The sequence below is a fragment of the Lysinibacillus sp. BS3 genome (assembly GCF_039614735.1).
Taxonomy (GTDB): Bacteria; Bacillota; Bacilli; order Bacillales_A; family Planococcaceae; genus Lysinibacillus; species Lysinibacillus capsici.
Genome location: NZ_CP154860.1, coordinates 3456539 through 3472756, shown reverse-complemented (window position 1 = coordinate 3472756; position 16218 = coordinate 3456539). Strand labels below are relative to the sequence as shown.

14 protein-coding genes are annotated in these 16218 nt (G+C 38.0%); 2 read left to right on the top strand and 12 right to left on the bottom strand.

From position 1 onward, the window contains the following. The first annotated feature begins 129 nt into the window (after positions 1-129). Together AAJG31_RS17075 and AAJG31_RS17070 are read left to right on the top strand one after the other, a co-directional pair. Complete coding sequence (locus tag AAJG31_RS17075; RefSeq protein WP_259420330.1) at positions 130-1416, top strand: glutamate-1-semialdehyde 2,1-aminomutase; 1287 nt, start codon at positions 130-132, stop codon at positions 1414-1416. A 135-nt stretch (positions 1417-1551) separates the two neighbouring features. Then, entirely contained in the window at positions 1552-2640 is a 1089-nt protein-coding gene (locus AAJG31_RS17070; RefSeq protein WP_279496182.1) for an aromatic acid exporter family protein, read from the top strand. 124 nt (positions 2641-2764) lie between these two features. On the opposite strand, the gene AAJG31_RS17065 is transcribed toward AAJG31_RS17070, so the two are convergent. The 12 genes from AAJG31_RS17065 to AAJG31_RS17010 all read right to left on the bottom strand — a co-directional run bounded on the left by AAJG31_RS17065 (position 2765) and on the right by AAJG31_RS17010 (position 16196). After that, entirely contained in the window at positions 2765-3799 is a 1035-nt protein-coding gene (locus AAJG31_RS17065) for a toxic anion resistance protein (RefSeq protein WP_279496184.1), read from the bottom strand. Positions 3800-3821: 22 nt separating this feature from the next. Beyond that, entirely contained in the window at positions 3822-5453 is a 1632-nt protein-coding gene (locus tag AAJG31_RS17060) for a YceG family protein (protein WP_269897855.1), read from the bottom strand. Between the two features lie 95 nt (positions 5454-5548). Further along, positions 5549-6361, bottom strand: a complete 813-nt coding sequence (locus AAJG31_RS17055; RefSeq protein ID WP_279496188.1) for a hypothetical protein — start codon at positions 6359-6361, stop codon at positions 5549-5551. Positions 6362-6372: 11 nt separating this feature from the next. After that, entirely contained in the window at positions 6373-7473 is a 1101-nt protein-coding gene (locus AAJG31_RS17050) for a cysteine protease StiP family protein (protein WP_279496190.1), read from the bottom strand. Next, a complete protein-coding gene (locus AAJG31_RS17045; protein WP_279496192.1) occupies positions 7470-8828 on the bottom strand; it encodes a phosphoribosyltransferase family protein in 1359 nt (452 codons plus the stop codon). The genes AAJG31_RS17050 and AAJG31_RS17045 overlap by 4 nt, the downstream gene beginning before the upstream one ends. Beyond that, positions 8809-10002, bottom strand: a complete 1194-nt coding sequence (locus tag AAJG31_RS17040; protein WP_279496194.1) for an HpcH/HpaI aldolase/citrate lyase family protein — start codon at positions 10000-10002, stop codon at positions 8809-8811. Before AAJG31_RS17040 ends, AAJG31_RS17045 begins: the two co-directional genes overlap by 20 nt. 321 nt (positions 10003-10323) lie before the next feature. Then, positions 10324-10899: a TerD family protein gene (locus tag AAJG31_RS17035; RefSeq protein ID WP_016994007.1), complete on the bottom strand. Its 576-nt coding sequence runs from the start codon at positions 10897-10899 to the stop codon at positions 10324-10326. Positions 10900-10933: 34 nt separating this feature from the next. Beyond that, the gene (locus AAJG31_RS17030; protein ID WP_048394760.1) at positions 10934-11515 is read right to left on the bottom strand and encodes a TerD family protein; all 582 of its coding nucleotides are present in this window, start codon (positions 11513-11515) and stop codon (positions 10934-10936) included. A 30-nt stretch (positions 11516-11545) separates the two neighbouring features. Further along, positions 11546-12163, bottom strand: a complete 618-nt coding sequence (locus tag AAJG31_RS17025) for a TerD family protein (protein WP_048394762.1) — start codon at positions 12161-12163, stop codon at positions 11546-11548. A 277-nt stretch (positions 12164-12440) separates the two neighbouring features. Next, positions 12441-13337, bottom strand: coding sequence for a nickel transporter permease (gene nikC, locus AAJG31_RS17020; protein WP_054549024.1), 897 nt, complete (start codon positions 13335-13337; stop codon positions 12441-12443). 12 nt (positions 13338-13349) lie between these two features. After that, positions 13350-14354, bottom strand: a complete 1005-nt coding sequence (locus AAJG31_RS17015; RefSeq protein ID WP_048394767.1) for an ABC transporter permease — start codon at positions 14352-14354, stop codon at positions 13350-13352. A 225-nt stretch (positions 14355-14579) separates the two neighbouring features. Next, a complete protein-coding gene (locus tag AAJG31_RS17010; RefSeq protein ID WP_054549023.1) occupies positions 14580-16196 on the bottom strand; it encodes an ABC transporter substrate-binding protein in 1617 nt (538 codons plus the stop codon). Positions 16197-16218: the final 22 nt, after the last annotated feature.

Below are 16218 nucleotides of genomic sequence, written 5' to 3'. Positions count from 1 at the left end.
ACAATCTCCTCCTCTGTAGGTCCTATTTTACTCTAAGTAACAAATCAAGTCATATCTCTTAATTTCTTTGGATTTCTTACACCGATAGGTCTACAATAGATTACGTATAAAAAGTTAGGAGGCAATTCTATGAATCATGCAAAATCTGAAGCAATACATGAAGAGGCATTACAGCATATTGTTGGTGGTGTAAACAGCCCTTCTCGTTCATATAAAGCAGTAGGTGGCGGTTCTCCTGTAGCCATGGCGCGAGGAAAAGGCGCTTATTTTTGGGATGTAGATGGCAATCGTTATATCGACTATCTAGCAGCATATGGTCCAATCGTTACTGGTCATGGTCATCCTCATATTGCAAAGGCCATTACGCACGCAGCTGAAAATGGTACATTGTTTGGGACGCCGACTGAGTATGAAGTTACTTTCGCAAAAATGTTAAAGGAAGCCATTCCGTCGATGGATAAAGTACGTTTTAACAACTCTGGTACAGAAGCTGTTATGACAACGATTCGTGTGGCACGTGCCTATACAGGACGTACAAAAATCATGAAATTTGCTGGTTGCTACCACGGGCACTTTGATTTAGTATTAGTGGCTGCCGGATCAGGTCCAGCAACATTAGGAACACCAGATTCAGCGGGCGTGACAACTTCGACTGCTGAAGAAGTTATTACTGTACCTTTTAATAACCCTGAAGCCTTTACAGAAGCCATGGATAAATGGGGCGAGGAGATTGCAGCTATTTTAATCGAGCCAATAGTAGGAAACTTCGGTATCGTTGAACCAAAGCCAGGCTTTCTTGAATTAGTACATGCTACAGCAAAGGAAAAAGGGGCCCTAACGATTTATGATGAGGTCATCACGGCCTTCCGCTTCCACTATGGTGGCGCTCAAAATTTACTTGGCCTAACACCTGATCTAACTGCACTTGGTAAAGTTATTGGTGGTGGTTTACCAATCGGTGCTTATGGCGGACGTAAAGAGATTATGGATACTGTGGCACCCCTCGGCCCAGCATACCAAGCGGGTACGATGGCTGGAAATCCTGCATCTATGCAAGCTGGTATTGCTTGCCTAGAAGTTCTACAAACACCAGGTATATACGAGGAAATGGATAGATTAGGCGCAATTTTAGAAGAAGGTGTTTTAGCTGCTGCTAAAAAACATGGCGTAACCATCACGTTAAATCGTCTTAAAGGAGCGCTTACTATTTACTTTACAGATGTGAAGGTAGAAAACTATGAGCAAGCTGAAAGCTCTGATGGTGAAATATTTGGACGCTTCTTTAAACACATGCTTGAGCAAGGTATTAATCTAGCTCCTTCTAAATATGAAGCATGGTTCTTAACAACTGAGCATACAGAAGCAGACATTCAGGAAACAATTGAAGCAGTAGATATTGCGTTTTCTCAATTGTAATCTTGACAAGAAAAAGGCGACTTGCAAGTAGAAGTCGCCTTTTTCTTATTCATCCATGCAAATCTATGTATTTTATGAGCACTTCCTTCTATAATGTAAAGAAGCTAAAAAATATTAGACAGAAAGGACATCTTTATGAAATTAGGTGCCCGTGTATTTAAAACTGGTGTAGCTATCGTATTTGCATTATTTATTGCAGAGTTGTTAAAACTACCTTCACCTGTTTTTGCTGGAATTGCAGCTATTTTTGCTATTCAGCCTTCTATTTATCGTTCTTACCAAACCATTGTGGAGCAAGTACAAGCGAATATTATAGGTGCGACAATTGCCGTCATTTTCGGCTTGCTTTTTGGACACCATGTCGTTGCCATTGGTATAGCTGTCATAATAGCTATTGGTTTAATGTTAAAGTTTAGACTCGAAAAATCACTTTCGCTAGCGTTGGTTTCAGTTGTAGCTATTATGGAATTTCAAGGGGATGACTTTTTAACATTTAGTTTGATACGCTTTGTTACGATATTAGTTGGGGTATTAGCAGCATTTGTCGTAAATCTTGTGTTCTTACCACCTAAATACGAGGTAAAACTATTTCGCAAAATTTATATTTTACAAGATGATATTATTCGTTGGACACGACTGGCTGTACGGCAAGCTTCTGAGCATACATCCACAAAAACAGCATTAAGTAAGTTTAAAAACCGTATGCTACGAGTGGATACGCTGTATGATTTATATAAGGAAGAGCGTAATTACTTTAAAAATAAAAAATATGTCAAAGCTCGCAAACTAGTAGTCTATCGTCAAATGATTTTAACTTCCAAGAAAAGCTTGGAATTGCTACAGCGTTTGCATAATCACGAAAATGAATTAGCTCAGCTCCCTACCCAATTTCATTTAATGATTCAGGAGAGACTTGATTCCTTGCTAACGTACCATGAGCAATTGCTCTTAAAATATACAGGGAAGCTTAAGCCTGAGCATTCGGAGTGGAGTAAAAGCATTGACTATGTCCAACGTAATGAGCTGATGGAAATTTTCATCAAGCAAATCAACTTTGCTCGTGAAGAAGGCGATACGGAGTTTTCTAGCTATCACCTACTCTATATTTTATCGCGTATTTTAGATTATGAGGAAAACTTAGAACATCTTGATACACTTATTGTTTCTTACCAAAGCTATCATGGACATGAAATCAATGTAGAATTTGAAGAAGAATTCATATAGCTAACATTTTGGCGACAGATTACCTTGATTCAGTGGGATTTTGATCACCCATTGAATAAGATAAGTCTGTCGGCTTTTTTTATACAAAAAACCTCCAAGTAGTAATCTACTTAGAGGAAAGGAGCTAAGAACGCAATGTTAGCAATTGTTGCTCTGCTTGTTGGCGTTTGACCGTTTGTTCAGCACGTAAATGCTGATAATTGGCAATGCCTGATACAATAGTATCCCACATTTCTTCAGGAGTCTTGGTAGTGTTGGATTGTTGAGCCATGGCAGTACTTAATTGCACCGCTTCCTTGCTAGCTCCCCCAAATTGCCTCATACGATCTTCAAAGGCAGAGGCTGATTGACTTTGTAATTGTTGACGTCTTTCATTAACTGCATTCATCAAACCCATTTTAAAAACAGGAATGGTTTTAACAAAAGCCCCATTAATTTGTTCCATCAATTCACTGTTACCATTACGTAGCATATCGATTTGAGGGGCTGTGATAATAGCCACCATACGCGATTTTTCTAAGTCATCTATTTTTTGCTGGAGCATCTCTGCAATACCTTGCAAACGATTTAGCTCCATTTTCGCCAGCTGATTACCTGCTTCACTCTGTTTTTCATACATCGGAATCAATGTTGTTTGGACCTCATGAAGCTTCATGTCAGTTGCTACGATATACTTTTCTAGCTCAAGATAGTACATGAGGTCTTCTTGATATAAGCGTGCAAGTACTCGGTTATCCTTCGCTAATTCCTCTTCCATCAGTACAAATTGATAATGGATTTTCTCAATATCTCTCCCCAGTCCATTATATTTCGTAAATAAATCGCCATCATTTTTGGTCTTACGTGCAAACAGCTTTTTAAAAAAGCCCTTTTGCTCTGTAAAATCTTGTTTGTCGAATGTCTGCATAAGGGCTTCAAGCTGCTTAAATAATTCATTTGATTCGAAAGTTGTTGACTGGGTGATGATGGCTAAAATTTGATCTGCAAAAGTAGCTAATTTTGTAGACGGTTCTTTTCCTAAAGCTAATAGCTCTATCTGATTTTTTATATTGATTTGATTGGCAATTTGCCGTACCTCTGCATGATCCCTTAACTGTTCTTTGAAGGCTTCTGCTGTTTCCAGTGTCAGCTGCTTCAGCGTCAACGAGTTATTCGACATTCGTGCCGCCTCCTTCCTATCATCAGAAAAAACGATTAAAGAGTTTTTTTATGATTTTGTCGGGTGCAGTTTTCTGTGGCTTTGGTTCTTCATAGTGCAAGTCAAACAGCATATGCTCTAAACGGTGTACATCATAACTATCCTCTTGCAAATGCTTTTCTAAATCTAGTTGTCCTGTCGGATTATAAAAAACAATATCCACACCAAATCGATTTAAAAAGGCCAATAACGCTATATCTTCACGTGATAAAGCTGGTTGTTGAGGTGCTTGGTATAATACCAGCTTCGGTACCTCTTGGGAATAGTCAAAGCTTTGTAGTAATCTTAGGATCTCCTGTGGAATCATCGACATTTGTTTAAATAAAAATAACTGTAAATCATATAAGGTCTCATTTGGCTGCTGTTTCAACATGGGCTGCTCACAGGAAGTTTTTATCGTGTGTGCAATCGCACGTTGTAGCTCCAATGTTAACTCACCGTATTGCCACCAATCACTTTGCATAATACGCTCTACTGATAGTTCTCCATTTACTAGGCAATGCTTATAGTGAAAGTGGAAATTCGCTCTACTCGTTGGTGCATAGGGGAATTTCTGGACAAAAACAGTTTGCGGATTTGCTAATAACTGATGCATATAATACCAGTATTCTTCCCGTCTGCTCGAAACCCCACTAATTTTGGCAAATATGACTGGAATGACAATCTCATCCCCAATTACTTCAAACTGTGGTCGAACCAAAGCTTTCTCTTTTGCATAAATAAAAATATCATCATATGTCATCCGTAATGTTAAGGAGCGTGGCATAAAATCTTTAAACTGCCAAGGCTTATAGACACCTGATTGCTGATCATGCATTAATTGCTCAAAATGCTGACTAGATCGATATCCAACCGTTGCCTGCCGGTCACGCAACTTATCAGGAAATGGCTGTAAAGTTGTTTGATTGGCATACGCATATGTGATAGAGAAAGTATCATTAGGATCAATCTCAGCAAATTCATCTATTTTAGCTGGATGAAAAATTAACACATCACAACCGAGCTCCATTAATAACAATAAGAAATAGCGCTGACTTAGAGTTGCTTCCCCATACCAAACTACTTTAGGAAAATCGTCTGTTGGTTTCATGGATTTTGTCCATAGAATCCAATGGTTTTTTAGCCATTTCACCATATCAATTAAAAAACGGCGAAAGTCATTTGCTAGTAAACCTAATGATTGCTGTTTTTGAAAGAGCTCTACTACTTTAATGGTTGCTAACTGTAAATGGCGATTCATTACACTGTCATCATGCTTAGGAATTAATTGATAACCATACATCATTGCCACTAAACGATTAATAGATAGACCTTGTGGAGTTTGTTGATGCTGCGAAAGGATTGTTTGTATTGCCTGAAAGTCTTTTGGTTCAATATGTTTATTTAATTCTTCACTTAAAATATGGATGTTAGTGTTCTGTGATAATGTAAATAATGAATTGAAATAATCATCTTCTTCGATTGGTACGCCCAATACACGAACAGCAATTCTACTAAAGCTCACTTGCTGCTCTGTTGTTTCATAAAATGCACGATCCTTTGGTGAATCTTGAAACGCCTGTAGCCAATCATCAGGATGACGCTCCAACACTGATTTAATTGTGATTGTTTGCATACAAACGCACCTCCTAAAAATCATCCTCAGCCTATGCTAAAGCATTCATTTGTCATAGGACGTCTCACCTAATGACAACAAAAATATTTGAACATCTATACGATCGTTTGTTGTGATGTCATCTGTAAAACTGTTTCCAATAAATTCTTTGTAAATGCTTCACCATTGTGAGACGAGTAAGTTGTATTTTGTAAAAACTTTGGCTGTTTATCCTTTAAGTCTCCATGATTTGGTGTAAAACCTAAATCAGCCATTGCAAGCATGCCATAATCCATAATAGAATCACCTGCTGCTATATGCACATCGTATGTACAGAACTCTTTTATATATTCTATAGCCGCTTCCTTTGTCAGCACCTTGGGCATAAAATACAATTTTTTCCCTTGTAGCAGAACATGCCAACCATGCATATCAAACTCTTGAATCATCGCTTGTAATTCATCGTATGGTAAAATATCAATATCTACATGATGTACATAAAAAAGATCATCTATATAAAGAGATTGTTGTAGCCATGTATCAGATTTAATCGTCTGAAATAGCTTTAGCATATCCATACGAGGGATCGAGGAATCTTCAATACGTCTAGATAATGTTTGTGTCCATTTTTCATATGGCTGACCCTTTTCTACTATTGTACCCCCATTGCTTGTAATTGCAAAAGCAGGGCATAAATCATGAATAAAATGGATTCTTTGATATTGATGTAAAGCTCTTGTCGTAACAGGTACAAATAAAGTATGTTGGTGTACCTGTTGCAATAGGGGTGCTGTTGCCTGTGTCATCATACTCATTGCTGTTTCGTCCTTGTGTTCAACGACGATTGTCTCTGTAGCTGGCGGAAACATCTCCATCATGCGTTTAGAATAAATAAGGGTTCTATCTAAATCAGATGTAAATAATATCATCATATTCTCCTCTATAATTCTTTGATCAAACCACAACATGCATAGGACATATTCGAATACTCTTCAATCAATACATTTTTTTCCTGCGCTAATAATAAAATATGTTTCAATTCATGCATGTACTGTGGATTAATTAAAATCTTCCAAGGTATCCTTCTCAGCAAAACTCTTGTCGTTTCCCCAACACCTGGCTTAATGAAATGAATATTATCAATACCAAAATCTCGTTGAATTATTTGCACGGACTTCATACCCTCCCATGTAATTGGAGAGATTTCTTGCTCTTGAATTTGTTGCACAATTTTACTCTGTACTTGTTCAAAACATGTGACGATACGCTCTATGTACAGATTGGAGACATCTATTGCCTCTAATTCTTTGTAGTATTTTGCACCATGAAAATCGTTTGCATCCATAAACTGCAAATTTAATACCGTTCTACTTACTAATCCAGATACAGTGGAATTTAAACAAGCAGATGGTATTAAAAAATCCTCACGAGTTCCATAAATAGCTGCACAATGGCCAGGATCAGCCAAAACAGCTAAATCGCCACTTAACTGTTCTTGATATCGTAAATTAAACTTTTGGCAGGATTGAATTAATTCATTGGTAATTGCCCCTTTTCCTGTCCAACCATCAATAAATTGCAGACTTCCTAGAGGATGCTGTGTCAAAATATAACGAATTGCCGTTTCATCAAACCCACGACCTCGCAGTATAGAAATGGAGTAATGTGGAACATTCACATGATAATGCATGGCTATATACCGTTTGATTAAAATACCAATGGGTGTACCTGCACGAGCTAAACTCACAAGAATTAAATTTTCTAATCCTCTATTTTCAATGATTTGTTCTGCCACTACTCCAACGGCGATTGCTATTCTTTCTGCATGAACATCTAGCGCTTTATAAAAAAGATTCATGTAGGTATCCGATGGTTGCTTCTCCACTGGCAGCATTTCCGAATAATGTATACCCGATTGAATGAGTTGTTCACGTTTCTCATTATCCATTTCAAGGAATGCACTTCCAATATCACGCAATAAAAAAATAACGTCCTCTGGTGCATAACTCCCCATTTTATCTGGCTGCAAAGTCGATATCATCGTTCTACCTCCAATTCATGCATACTAATTACATATACTTTGGCGTTAGTGGCTTCTTGTAATGCCTTTACCACACGAGCAACTACCTCTTTACTTGCTATACGTTCCACTATGAAAAAAAGTTCCGTGTAAGACTGGCTTTGAAGATTATATAAAAAATTAGTGACCCCGTTATTTTCTGGACTTTCAAAGGCTATTTTATCGTTAATCGTATATACTAAATCATCCGTACAATAGATTGGACTACGAGTAGTTGACTGAAAATAAACATCATTTCCTAAATAAGAGGCAATTTGCATAGGAACATACATGAACTCACCCGAGCCAATAACAAGCGCTGGTCCATTTGTTCTTAGCTCTTGTAATTGCATAGCAATAGCTTGTATCGTTTGCTTTTGGTCAACATGCTGTTTTGACGTGAGCATAAATCTCCCTGTTGCTAGTAAATAGGGGTACTTATTTATTAATCCATTCTCCGCAACAGAACGATAGAATTTGCGATCAACAGATACTTGAATCGGACAAATGTCCATATCTCGTGCAACCTGTGTTAGTAAGTTTGGTTGTGTACTGGTTAAGCTTGGAATGCCTGAACAGCTAAAATTCCCACACATAATGGAGATGAATTCTATAGAGATACCCCATTGTACTTCTAATTGCTTAAAGATTGTTTGCTGCTGTTGGGAACGCCAATCTAAAATAGATAGTACCGCATATTGTCTCACTAAAGGAAATTTCTGTATTAAAGTCTCAATAATATTAATGACCGTATTTCCAGTAGTAATCTCATCATCAATTAACACAATGCGCTTAGCTTGCAGTAAAAATTCTGGTTCCTCCGTATAAATTCTATGGCTTGTCGCATGTGAATGTTCTTCTTCAAACGTAACAAATGGCTCAAAATCGGGCAACACTTCACGTGTTGTGTGGATATACATAGCATTCGAGTGAAAGGCATTAAATACTGCGTGTCCAAGTGCTGTTGCTGTCTCAGCAAAGCCAATAAACAATGTTTCATCCGTTAATTCTAGGGTTCCTTCTATGGATTTTTGTACTTCATCCAAATTAGCTCCGTCTTTTAAAGCTGTAACGACAGACGAAGCCATTACCTTTTGTCCCGTAAGATGCTGCTGATACATCATTGCTAAAAGAGTTCCTGTCAGTAAAGGGATTTGCGGACGGACAGCCAAATGTTTGCCTAGTACCGTGCTTACAAACAAAAATTGTCTCTTCTTATTAATCCGAGCCGCCATTCTAAACAAATCGGTTAGCGCAAAATTATGCGGATTGTAGGTAATTTCAATATCAATTGAATAATTCGGTAAAATGTTTAATTTACTCATTTGTTGTTGCATATACACTACCACCTATTTCAGACTGTAATAAAAGTGAGGCAAAATCGACAGATTCATGATAAACACCATAGACATGAGCCTGTTTTAAAATCCGTTGTGCCCATCTCATATGTGGCTTAATTTCATTCATTTTATTAGCATAGTGACTTTTCATAACACCTTTTTGTCCATCATTATTTTCTATAATACTTAGCGCATCTAAGTATTCCTCATACGAAATAGCATACAGGGCATGCACAACACGGATATGGCTCGGATGAATAATTGTTTTTCCCACTATGCCATTTTGTTTATCCATTAAAACTTCTTTCATTAATCCATCTAAACAATCGTCTAATAACGCTTTCCTTGTATCAAGCGCGCCTTTCTCACTAAATGGTGTCACTCTAAGTGCGGGCTTTAATACACGCTGATTATTAAAATACTCCCACACAGGCCCAGAAATAATAAAACCATCTTCCTCACGACCTAAGATATTTACAATATCTGCAATACAATCTCGTATGACACTAATATCATAAATGGTAGAATCCATACGCCGGCGAATTCCGTAAATACCACAAAAATCGGTAGCACCAATTCGTACATTTAATACACGGGCTTTGTATTGATGTAGAACCGCTTTAATGTCTAATAACGCTTCCATGCGAGATTCCTTATATAGTACCTCACGACTTTCTAAAATTGGCATACCATATAAAATTAAATCATTTTCTAAAATGGTTTGTTCAAGCAACTCGAAATAACGGGCACCCTGTTCTGCTGTAAACTTCGGAAAGACATAGCCAGTTAATATTTCTTGCTTTTTCCCTAAAACAGTTGTTAGCCTTTGAAATTGCTCAACATGACGTACTCGAACAAAAAGTAAAGGGAGCTCCTGAAGTAATAGCTGTTTTTGCTGATAGAGTGCATATAATTCACTAATATCCTCTATCAGCTTAGCTTCACAATCTACTAACTCTGCATCTCCAACTGCATCCTCCAAATCAATGACAAGTGATGTGAGTTCCTTATATTTTTGTGATCGGATCAAGCTCACAATCGTAGGCATGGAAGCTGGCATATACAAAGTCGCACCTAGGGCATATGACAAAATATCCGCCGTTTCCCATTTCGTAAACGGCTGTGGCTTCTTATAAAAAATCATCTCTGCATCTGTTGCAAAATGTTGCATCTAATCCTCTCCCCAGTAACTATGCCTTTTGTGAAAAAAGCACTGTATCAGCCTGTTCCATACAGACTAATACAGTGCCTTGTTTACACTGCTGTTTTCTTCTTCAACTTGTAAATAACAAATGTCAATAAGAATGCAGCTATTAAAATAATAACGAAAATTTCATGCGAAGGATGGTAGCCCCAATATACTAACACACATTTTCAGTGTATTACGATAAGCCCCTGTTACATCTGCTAGTTTAAAAACTGTGCATATGTATTTAATATCTCATTTAATACATCCACATCAGATCCTCCACCATACACCTACGTCTCATAGTTACTGTAGGCCATATGCATTGATTAAAGCAGCTAGTCCACCCTGGTAACCTGAACCTACTGCAGCAAATTTCCACTCACCATTATGTCGGTACAGCTCACAAAATACTACAGCCGTTTCAATACTGAAATCTTCACCTAAATCGTAACGCAATACCTCTGATCCCGACTCTTCGTTCGTCAATCGTACATAGGCATTTAAGACTTGCCCGAAGTTTTGATGACGTCCCTCGGCATCGTAAATAGTAACCGTCACTACAATTTTTTCTATTTGAGGTGATACTTGCTTTAAGTTGACAAGAATTTTTTCATCATCCCCATCCCCTGCACCTGTACGATTATCTCCCGTATGGACAACAGACTGGTCTGGGCTGGCTAGATTATTATAGAAAATAAAGTCCTGTTCATTACGACATTTACCTGAAGCATCTAGTAAAAATACAGATGCATCCAGGTCAAAGTCTTGTCCACCATCAAATTGCTTTACATCCCAGCCTAAACCAATGCCAATGCTATTTAAGCCTGGATCCTGCTTTGTTAAATCAATACGTTGCCCTTTACTTAATTGTATAGCCATTCAAAAATCTCCCTTTCTGTCCAAAGATGAAATTTTAGTTTACACTTAAGCCATAATCATTACATAAAGCAGCTAAGCCACCTTGATAGCCTGCACCAATCGCATTAAATTTCCATTCTCCGTTATGACGATATAATTCCCCTACAACAATAGCTGTTTCAATACTGAAGTCCTCGCCTAAATCATAGCGAATAATTTCTTCGTTGGAAGCAGCATTCATAATACGAATATAGGCATTAGACACCATACCGAAGTTTTGACTGCGAGACTCTGCATCATGAATGGTTACTGTGAAGGCTAGTCGCTGAACATGAGCAGGTACTTGAGTTAATGCCACTTTCACCACTTCATCGTCACCTTCGCCTACACCTGTTAAATTATCGCCTGAATGCTCAACTGAACCATTGCCACCTGTAGTGTTGTTATAAAAAATAAAATCATTTTGATCTGCAACTTTACCTGTATCAGCAAGTAAAAACACAGAGGAGTCTAAGTCAAAATCATGACCACCATCATATTTATTTGTATCCCAGCCTAAACCTACAACCACATTCGTTAATCCTGGATTTGTTTTAGTTAAATCTACCTTTTGACCTTTTTGTAGTGAAATGCCCATAATTTTTATTCCTCCTATTTAGTCAATTATTTATTGATATCTTCGAACAACGTCGCCAAGCTTTATGTCATTTGTTCCCGTACCAACCGCAGCAAATTTCCATTCGTTATTATGACGGTAAATTTCTCCACATACTAACGTCGTTAAATTCGAATAATTATCAGTTAAATTATAGCGAATTAGTTCGCTTCCTGTCCTGTCATCATACACACGAATATATGCATTATGAATCATACCAAAGTGTTGATTGCGACCTGCCGCATCATAAATGTTTACAACAAACACAAGCTTGTTATATTGCGAAGGTACAGACGATAATTCAATTGTAATTACCTCATCATCACCATCACCATCACCTGTTAAATTATCACCTGAATGTCGAACAGAACCACAGCTACTTGTTAATTTTCCGAAATAAACAACATCGTCACCCGCTACAACCTTATCATCTTGTAACATTAATACCGAAGCATCACAGTCGATACTTCTGCCACTGCCACTATTTCTGCTAGAAAATAAACCACCTAAAAAGCCGCCACTTTTCTCTTGGCCTACAGGGTCCCACCCTAAACCAACTTTAATTTTATTTAATCCTGCGTTACCCTTTGTTAAATCAACTCTTTGTCCTTTTTGTAAATTAATCCCCAATTCTAACACCCTCCTAAAATATGTATTTCAGTCGAAAGATTTTATGGTAAGCAATAATCTACTAAGCTAAAAGATTTCTACTTAAATTAAGTCTAAAATAACGTGACAAAAAATTCAATTAATGGCTCCGAAAAGGTGTTTTCACTTATTTTTGAAAGCCCCTCACGTCTTTTTCTATACTATAGAACGTTTTTGTAGTAAAAATGTTCCTTTTATATCCAATGGTCCAAGCAGCTAAAAAAACCTTCTAACTTGTAGAAGGCTATTGTCTTATTTACTAGCTTTTCATTTTTGGATCCAGTGCATCTCGTAGTCCATCACCCATTAGATTAAAGCCTAAAACTGTTAACATAATAGCTAAACCAGGGAAAATCATCGTCCACGGAGCATTTAATAAAAACTTCCGTGCATCCGCTAACATTTTTCCCCATTCTGGTGCTGGAGCTTGAGCCCCTAGCCCAAGGAAACCTAATGCTGCCGCTTCAATAATGGCTGTCGCAATTGCTAGTGTTCCCTGTACAATTATTGGGGTTATGGAATTCGGCAAAATATGGGAAAATAGAATTCGTGCATCACGCATACCAATTGCTTTTGCCGCTACTATATATTCCTCTTCCTTGACACTTAAAACCTTAGAACGGATTAAGCGCCCAAAATTCGGTACGTTAATAATAGCAATGGCGATTAATGCATTTTGTAAAGATGGACCAAGCACTGATACTACTGCAATCGCTAGTAGCATACTAGGGAAAGCTAGCATAATATCAAAAATACGTGAAATTATCGTATCGATCCATTTTCCATAATAACCTGCAATGATGCCAAGTAAACTACCAATTATCACGGACAAAATAACAGAGAAAAAGCCTACCCACAGCGAAATCCTTGCACCGTGAATGATCCTCGAAAAAATATCCCGTCCAAAATCATCCGTTCCAAACCAATGATCAGCGGATGGTGCCAGTAAACGCTTCGTTAAATCTTGTTCATTGATGCCCTGTGGTGCAATGAACGGACCAATGACAGCTAGTATAATAAAAAATATAACAATTCCTGCTCCAACAAGGGATACTTTACTCTTTTTAAAACTACGCCACCCTTCGAGCCATGGACCTACTGCCTTTTCTCGAACTGGTGATACTTCTTTTTTTATATCGATTGCTCCAGTCATCATTGCAACTCCCTTCTATTTGTATTTAATCCGTGGGTCGACTACTGTGTACAGTAAATCCACGATTAAGTTAATCATGATGAAAATAAATGCAACGACGAGAATACCTGATTGAATAACGGGATAATCCCTGAAGCCAATCGCATCATAAATATAACGACCAATTCCTGGCCAACTAAAAATCGTCTCTGTTAAAATGGCACCACCTAGCAGTAATCCAGTTTGTAGACCAATTACCGTTAACACAGGAATAACTGCATTCTTTAATGCATGCTTATAAACAACAATAAACATTTTTTGTCCTTTTGCTCTTGCAGTCCTTACATAATCTGAACGCATAACTTCCAGCATGGAGGACCTTGTGATTCTGGCAATGATAGCCATCGGAATCGTTGCAAGTGCTACTCCTGGTAATATTAATCGTTTTATAACTTCGATGAATTGATCAAAGCGGCCTTGAATAAGCGTATCCAATAAATAGAAATGGGTTATGGCGGTAATTGGATTTCGCACATCTTCTCGACCAGATGTAGGCAGCCATCCAAGCTTACTACTAAATGTCCATTGCTCCATCAATCCAAGCCAGAACACGGGTACAGATACACCGATTAACGCTATAATCATTGCTGTATAATCAAACCAAGAATTTTGGAACCACGCAGAAATAATGCCCGCATTCACACCAATAACAATCGCAATGATCATCGCAAATAGTGCAAGTTCGGCTGTTGCTGCTAAGTATGGGAAAATTTCTTCTGATACAGGTAGTTTCGTACGTAGGGAAACCCCTAAATCTCCCTGAAAAATACCTGCTAAGTAACTAAAATATTGTGTATACCACGGCTTATCTAATCCTAAACTTGCGTTTAACGCCTCGACCGCCTCTTTTGTTGCCTGTTGTCCTAAAATAACTTGTGCTGGATTTCCAGGAATTGCCCGTATCAACATAAAGACGATAAAAGTCATTCCAAGCAAAACTGGGATTAGTTGAAGTAAACGTCTCCCCATATAGTGAAGCATTTTCATCACCTCTCTATGATTTTCATAATCTACTGTGAAGTCTTTATATACTGTTGAAAGGTTGAGCCTTCACTAAACGGTTTTGAATGTTTAGTTGAATTCTTTCATACAGGAAATAATCATTATCTTTACTTGAAAAGAATCTGCGAGATTTCCACGGCTTACCCGCAGAAAAGCAAGCAGATTCTTCACATTCCTTTGTTCAATTAAAAATGATGAAATTTACTATTGAATATCTACTGCATCTAAACGGTCAGAACCAGTAGGATGCGCAATGTAATTTGTAACTTTCTTGTTAGCAGCTAAAATTGGAATAGAGTGAGCAAGTGGAACCCATGGAGCATCCTCAGAAATAATTACTTGAGCTTGCTTATAAAGTTCATTACGCTTGTCTTCATCAATCTCAGTTTGAGCAGCTGTTAATATCTTGTGTAATTCTGGATTATCATAGAACGTGTAGTTATTAGAACCAATATTATCGCCGTCTAATAACGTGTATAGGAAGTTATCCGCATCCCCATTATCGCCTGTCCAGCCAAGTAGGAATGCATCCGCTTCACCGTTTTGAGCTTTTTCTAAATACGTAGCCCATTCAAATGACACAATTTTAGATTTAATACCCACGTCTTCTAAGTTCTTTTGAATCGCTTCAGCCACTTTTTGTCCGTCTGGCATGTATGGACGTGGTACTGGCATTGCCCATAGCTCAATTTCCTTGCCATCGTAGCCTGCTTCAGCAAGTAATGCTTTCGCTTTTTCTGGATCATACGTATAGCCTGTCACTTCATCGTTATAACCAGAAATTACTGGTGGCATTGGGTTTTTCGCTGGCTCAGCTAGCCCTTCATAAAATGCATCTACTAATGCTTGTTTATCAATTGCATAGTTGACTGCTTGACGCACTTTTACATTATCAAAAGGAGGACGTGTAACAGTTAAACCAAGGTAACCAACGTTCATAGATGGACGTTCGATTAACTGTAAATTAGCATCACCTTCGATTGTTGCTTTATCAGATGGGCTTAAGCCATCAGCTACATCAATATTGCCTGCTAATAAATCATTTAAACGTGCTGAGTTTTCTGGAATAGAACGATAAATTACTTTATCTAATTTAGGATAGCCATCAATATAGTAATCCGGGTTTTTCTCAATTGTGATTGAATCATTACGTACCCAGCTAACAAATTTGAATGGACCTGTTCCTACAGGATTTGCAGATAAACTTTCTTCATCTGCTTCAAATGCTGTTGGAGAAGCAATCGCAAATGGAGACATTGCTAAATTTTTCAGGAATGGTGCTTGAGGTTGACTTAACTTAAAGACAACTGTGTAGTCTCCCTCTGCAGTTACTGATTCAATTACTTGCTTATCACCAACGACAAATTGCGAGCTAAAGTAAGGGTGTTTATCTGCACCTGTTTTCCAACGTTCAATATTTTTAACAACAGCCTCAGCATTGAAATCTGTGCCATCATGGAATTTCACACCTTCTTGTAGCTGGAAAGTATACGTTAAACCATCCTCTGATGCCTCCCATGATTTAGCTAAGCCTGGTTGAATTGTTACATCTCGCTCTCCAAAGTTTACAAGTGTTTCATAAATATTAGCTGTCACCGTGAAGGATTCACCGTCTGTAACAACAGCAGGGTCAAGTGCTACAGAATCTCCACCACGACCATACACTAAAATTTTTGGTTCTCCACTGCTAGCTGTATCGCCACCAGTTGAAGTATCTTTACTACCCGTATCCTTAGTATCTGAGCCGCCACATGCTGCTAAGATTGTCGAGAGAATAAGGAGTAGCATTACACCTAAAGTCCAAAACTTCTTTTTCTTCATCGAATTTCCCCCTATGAGTTTT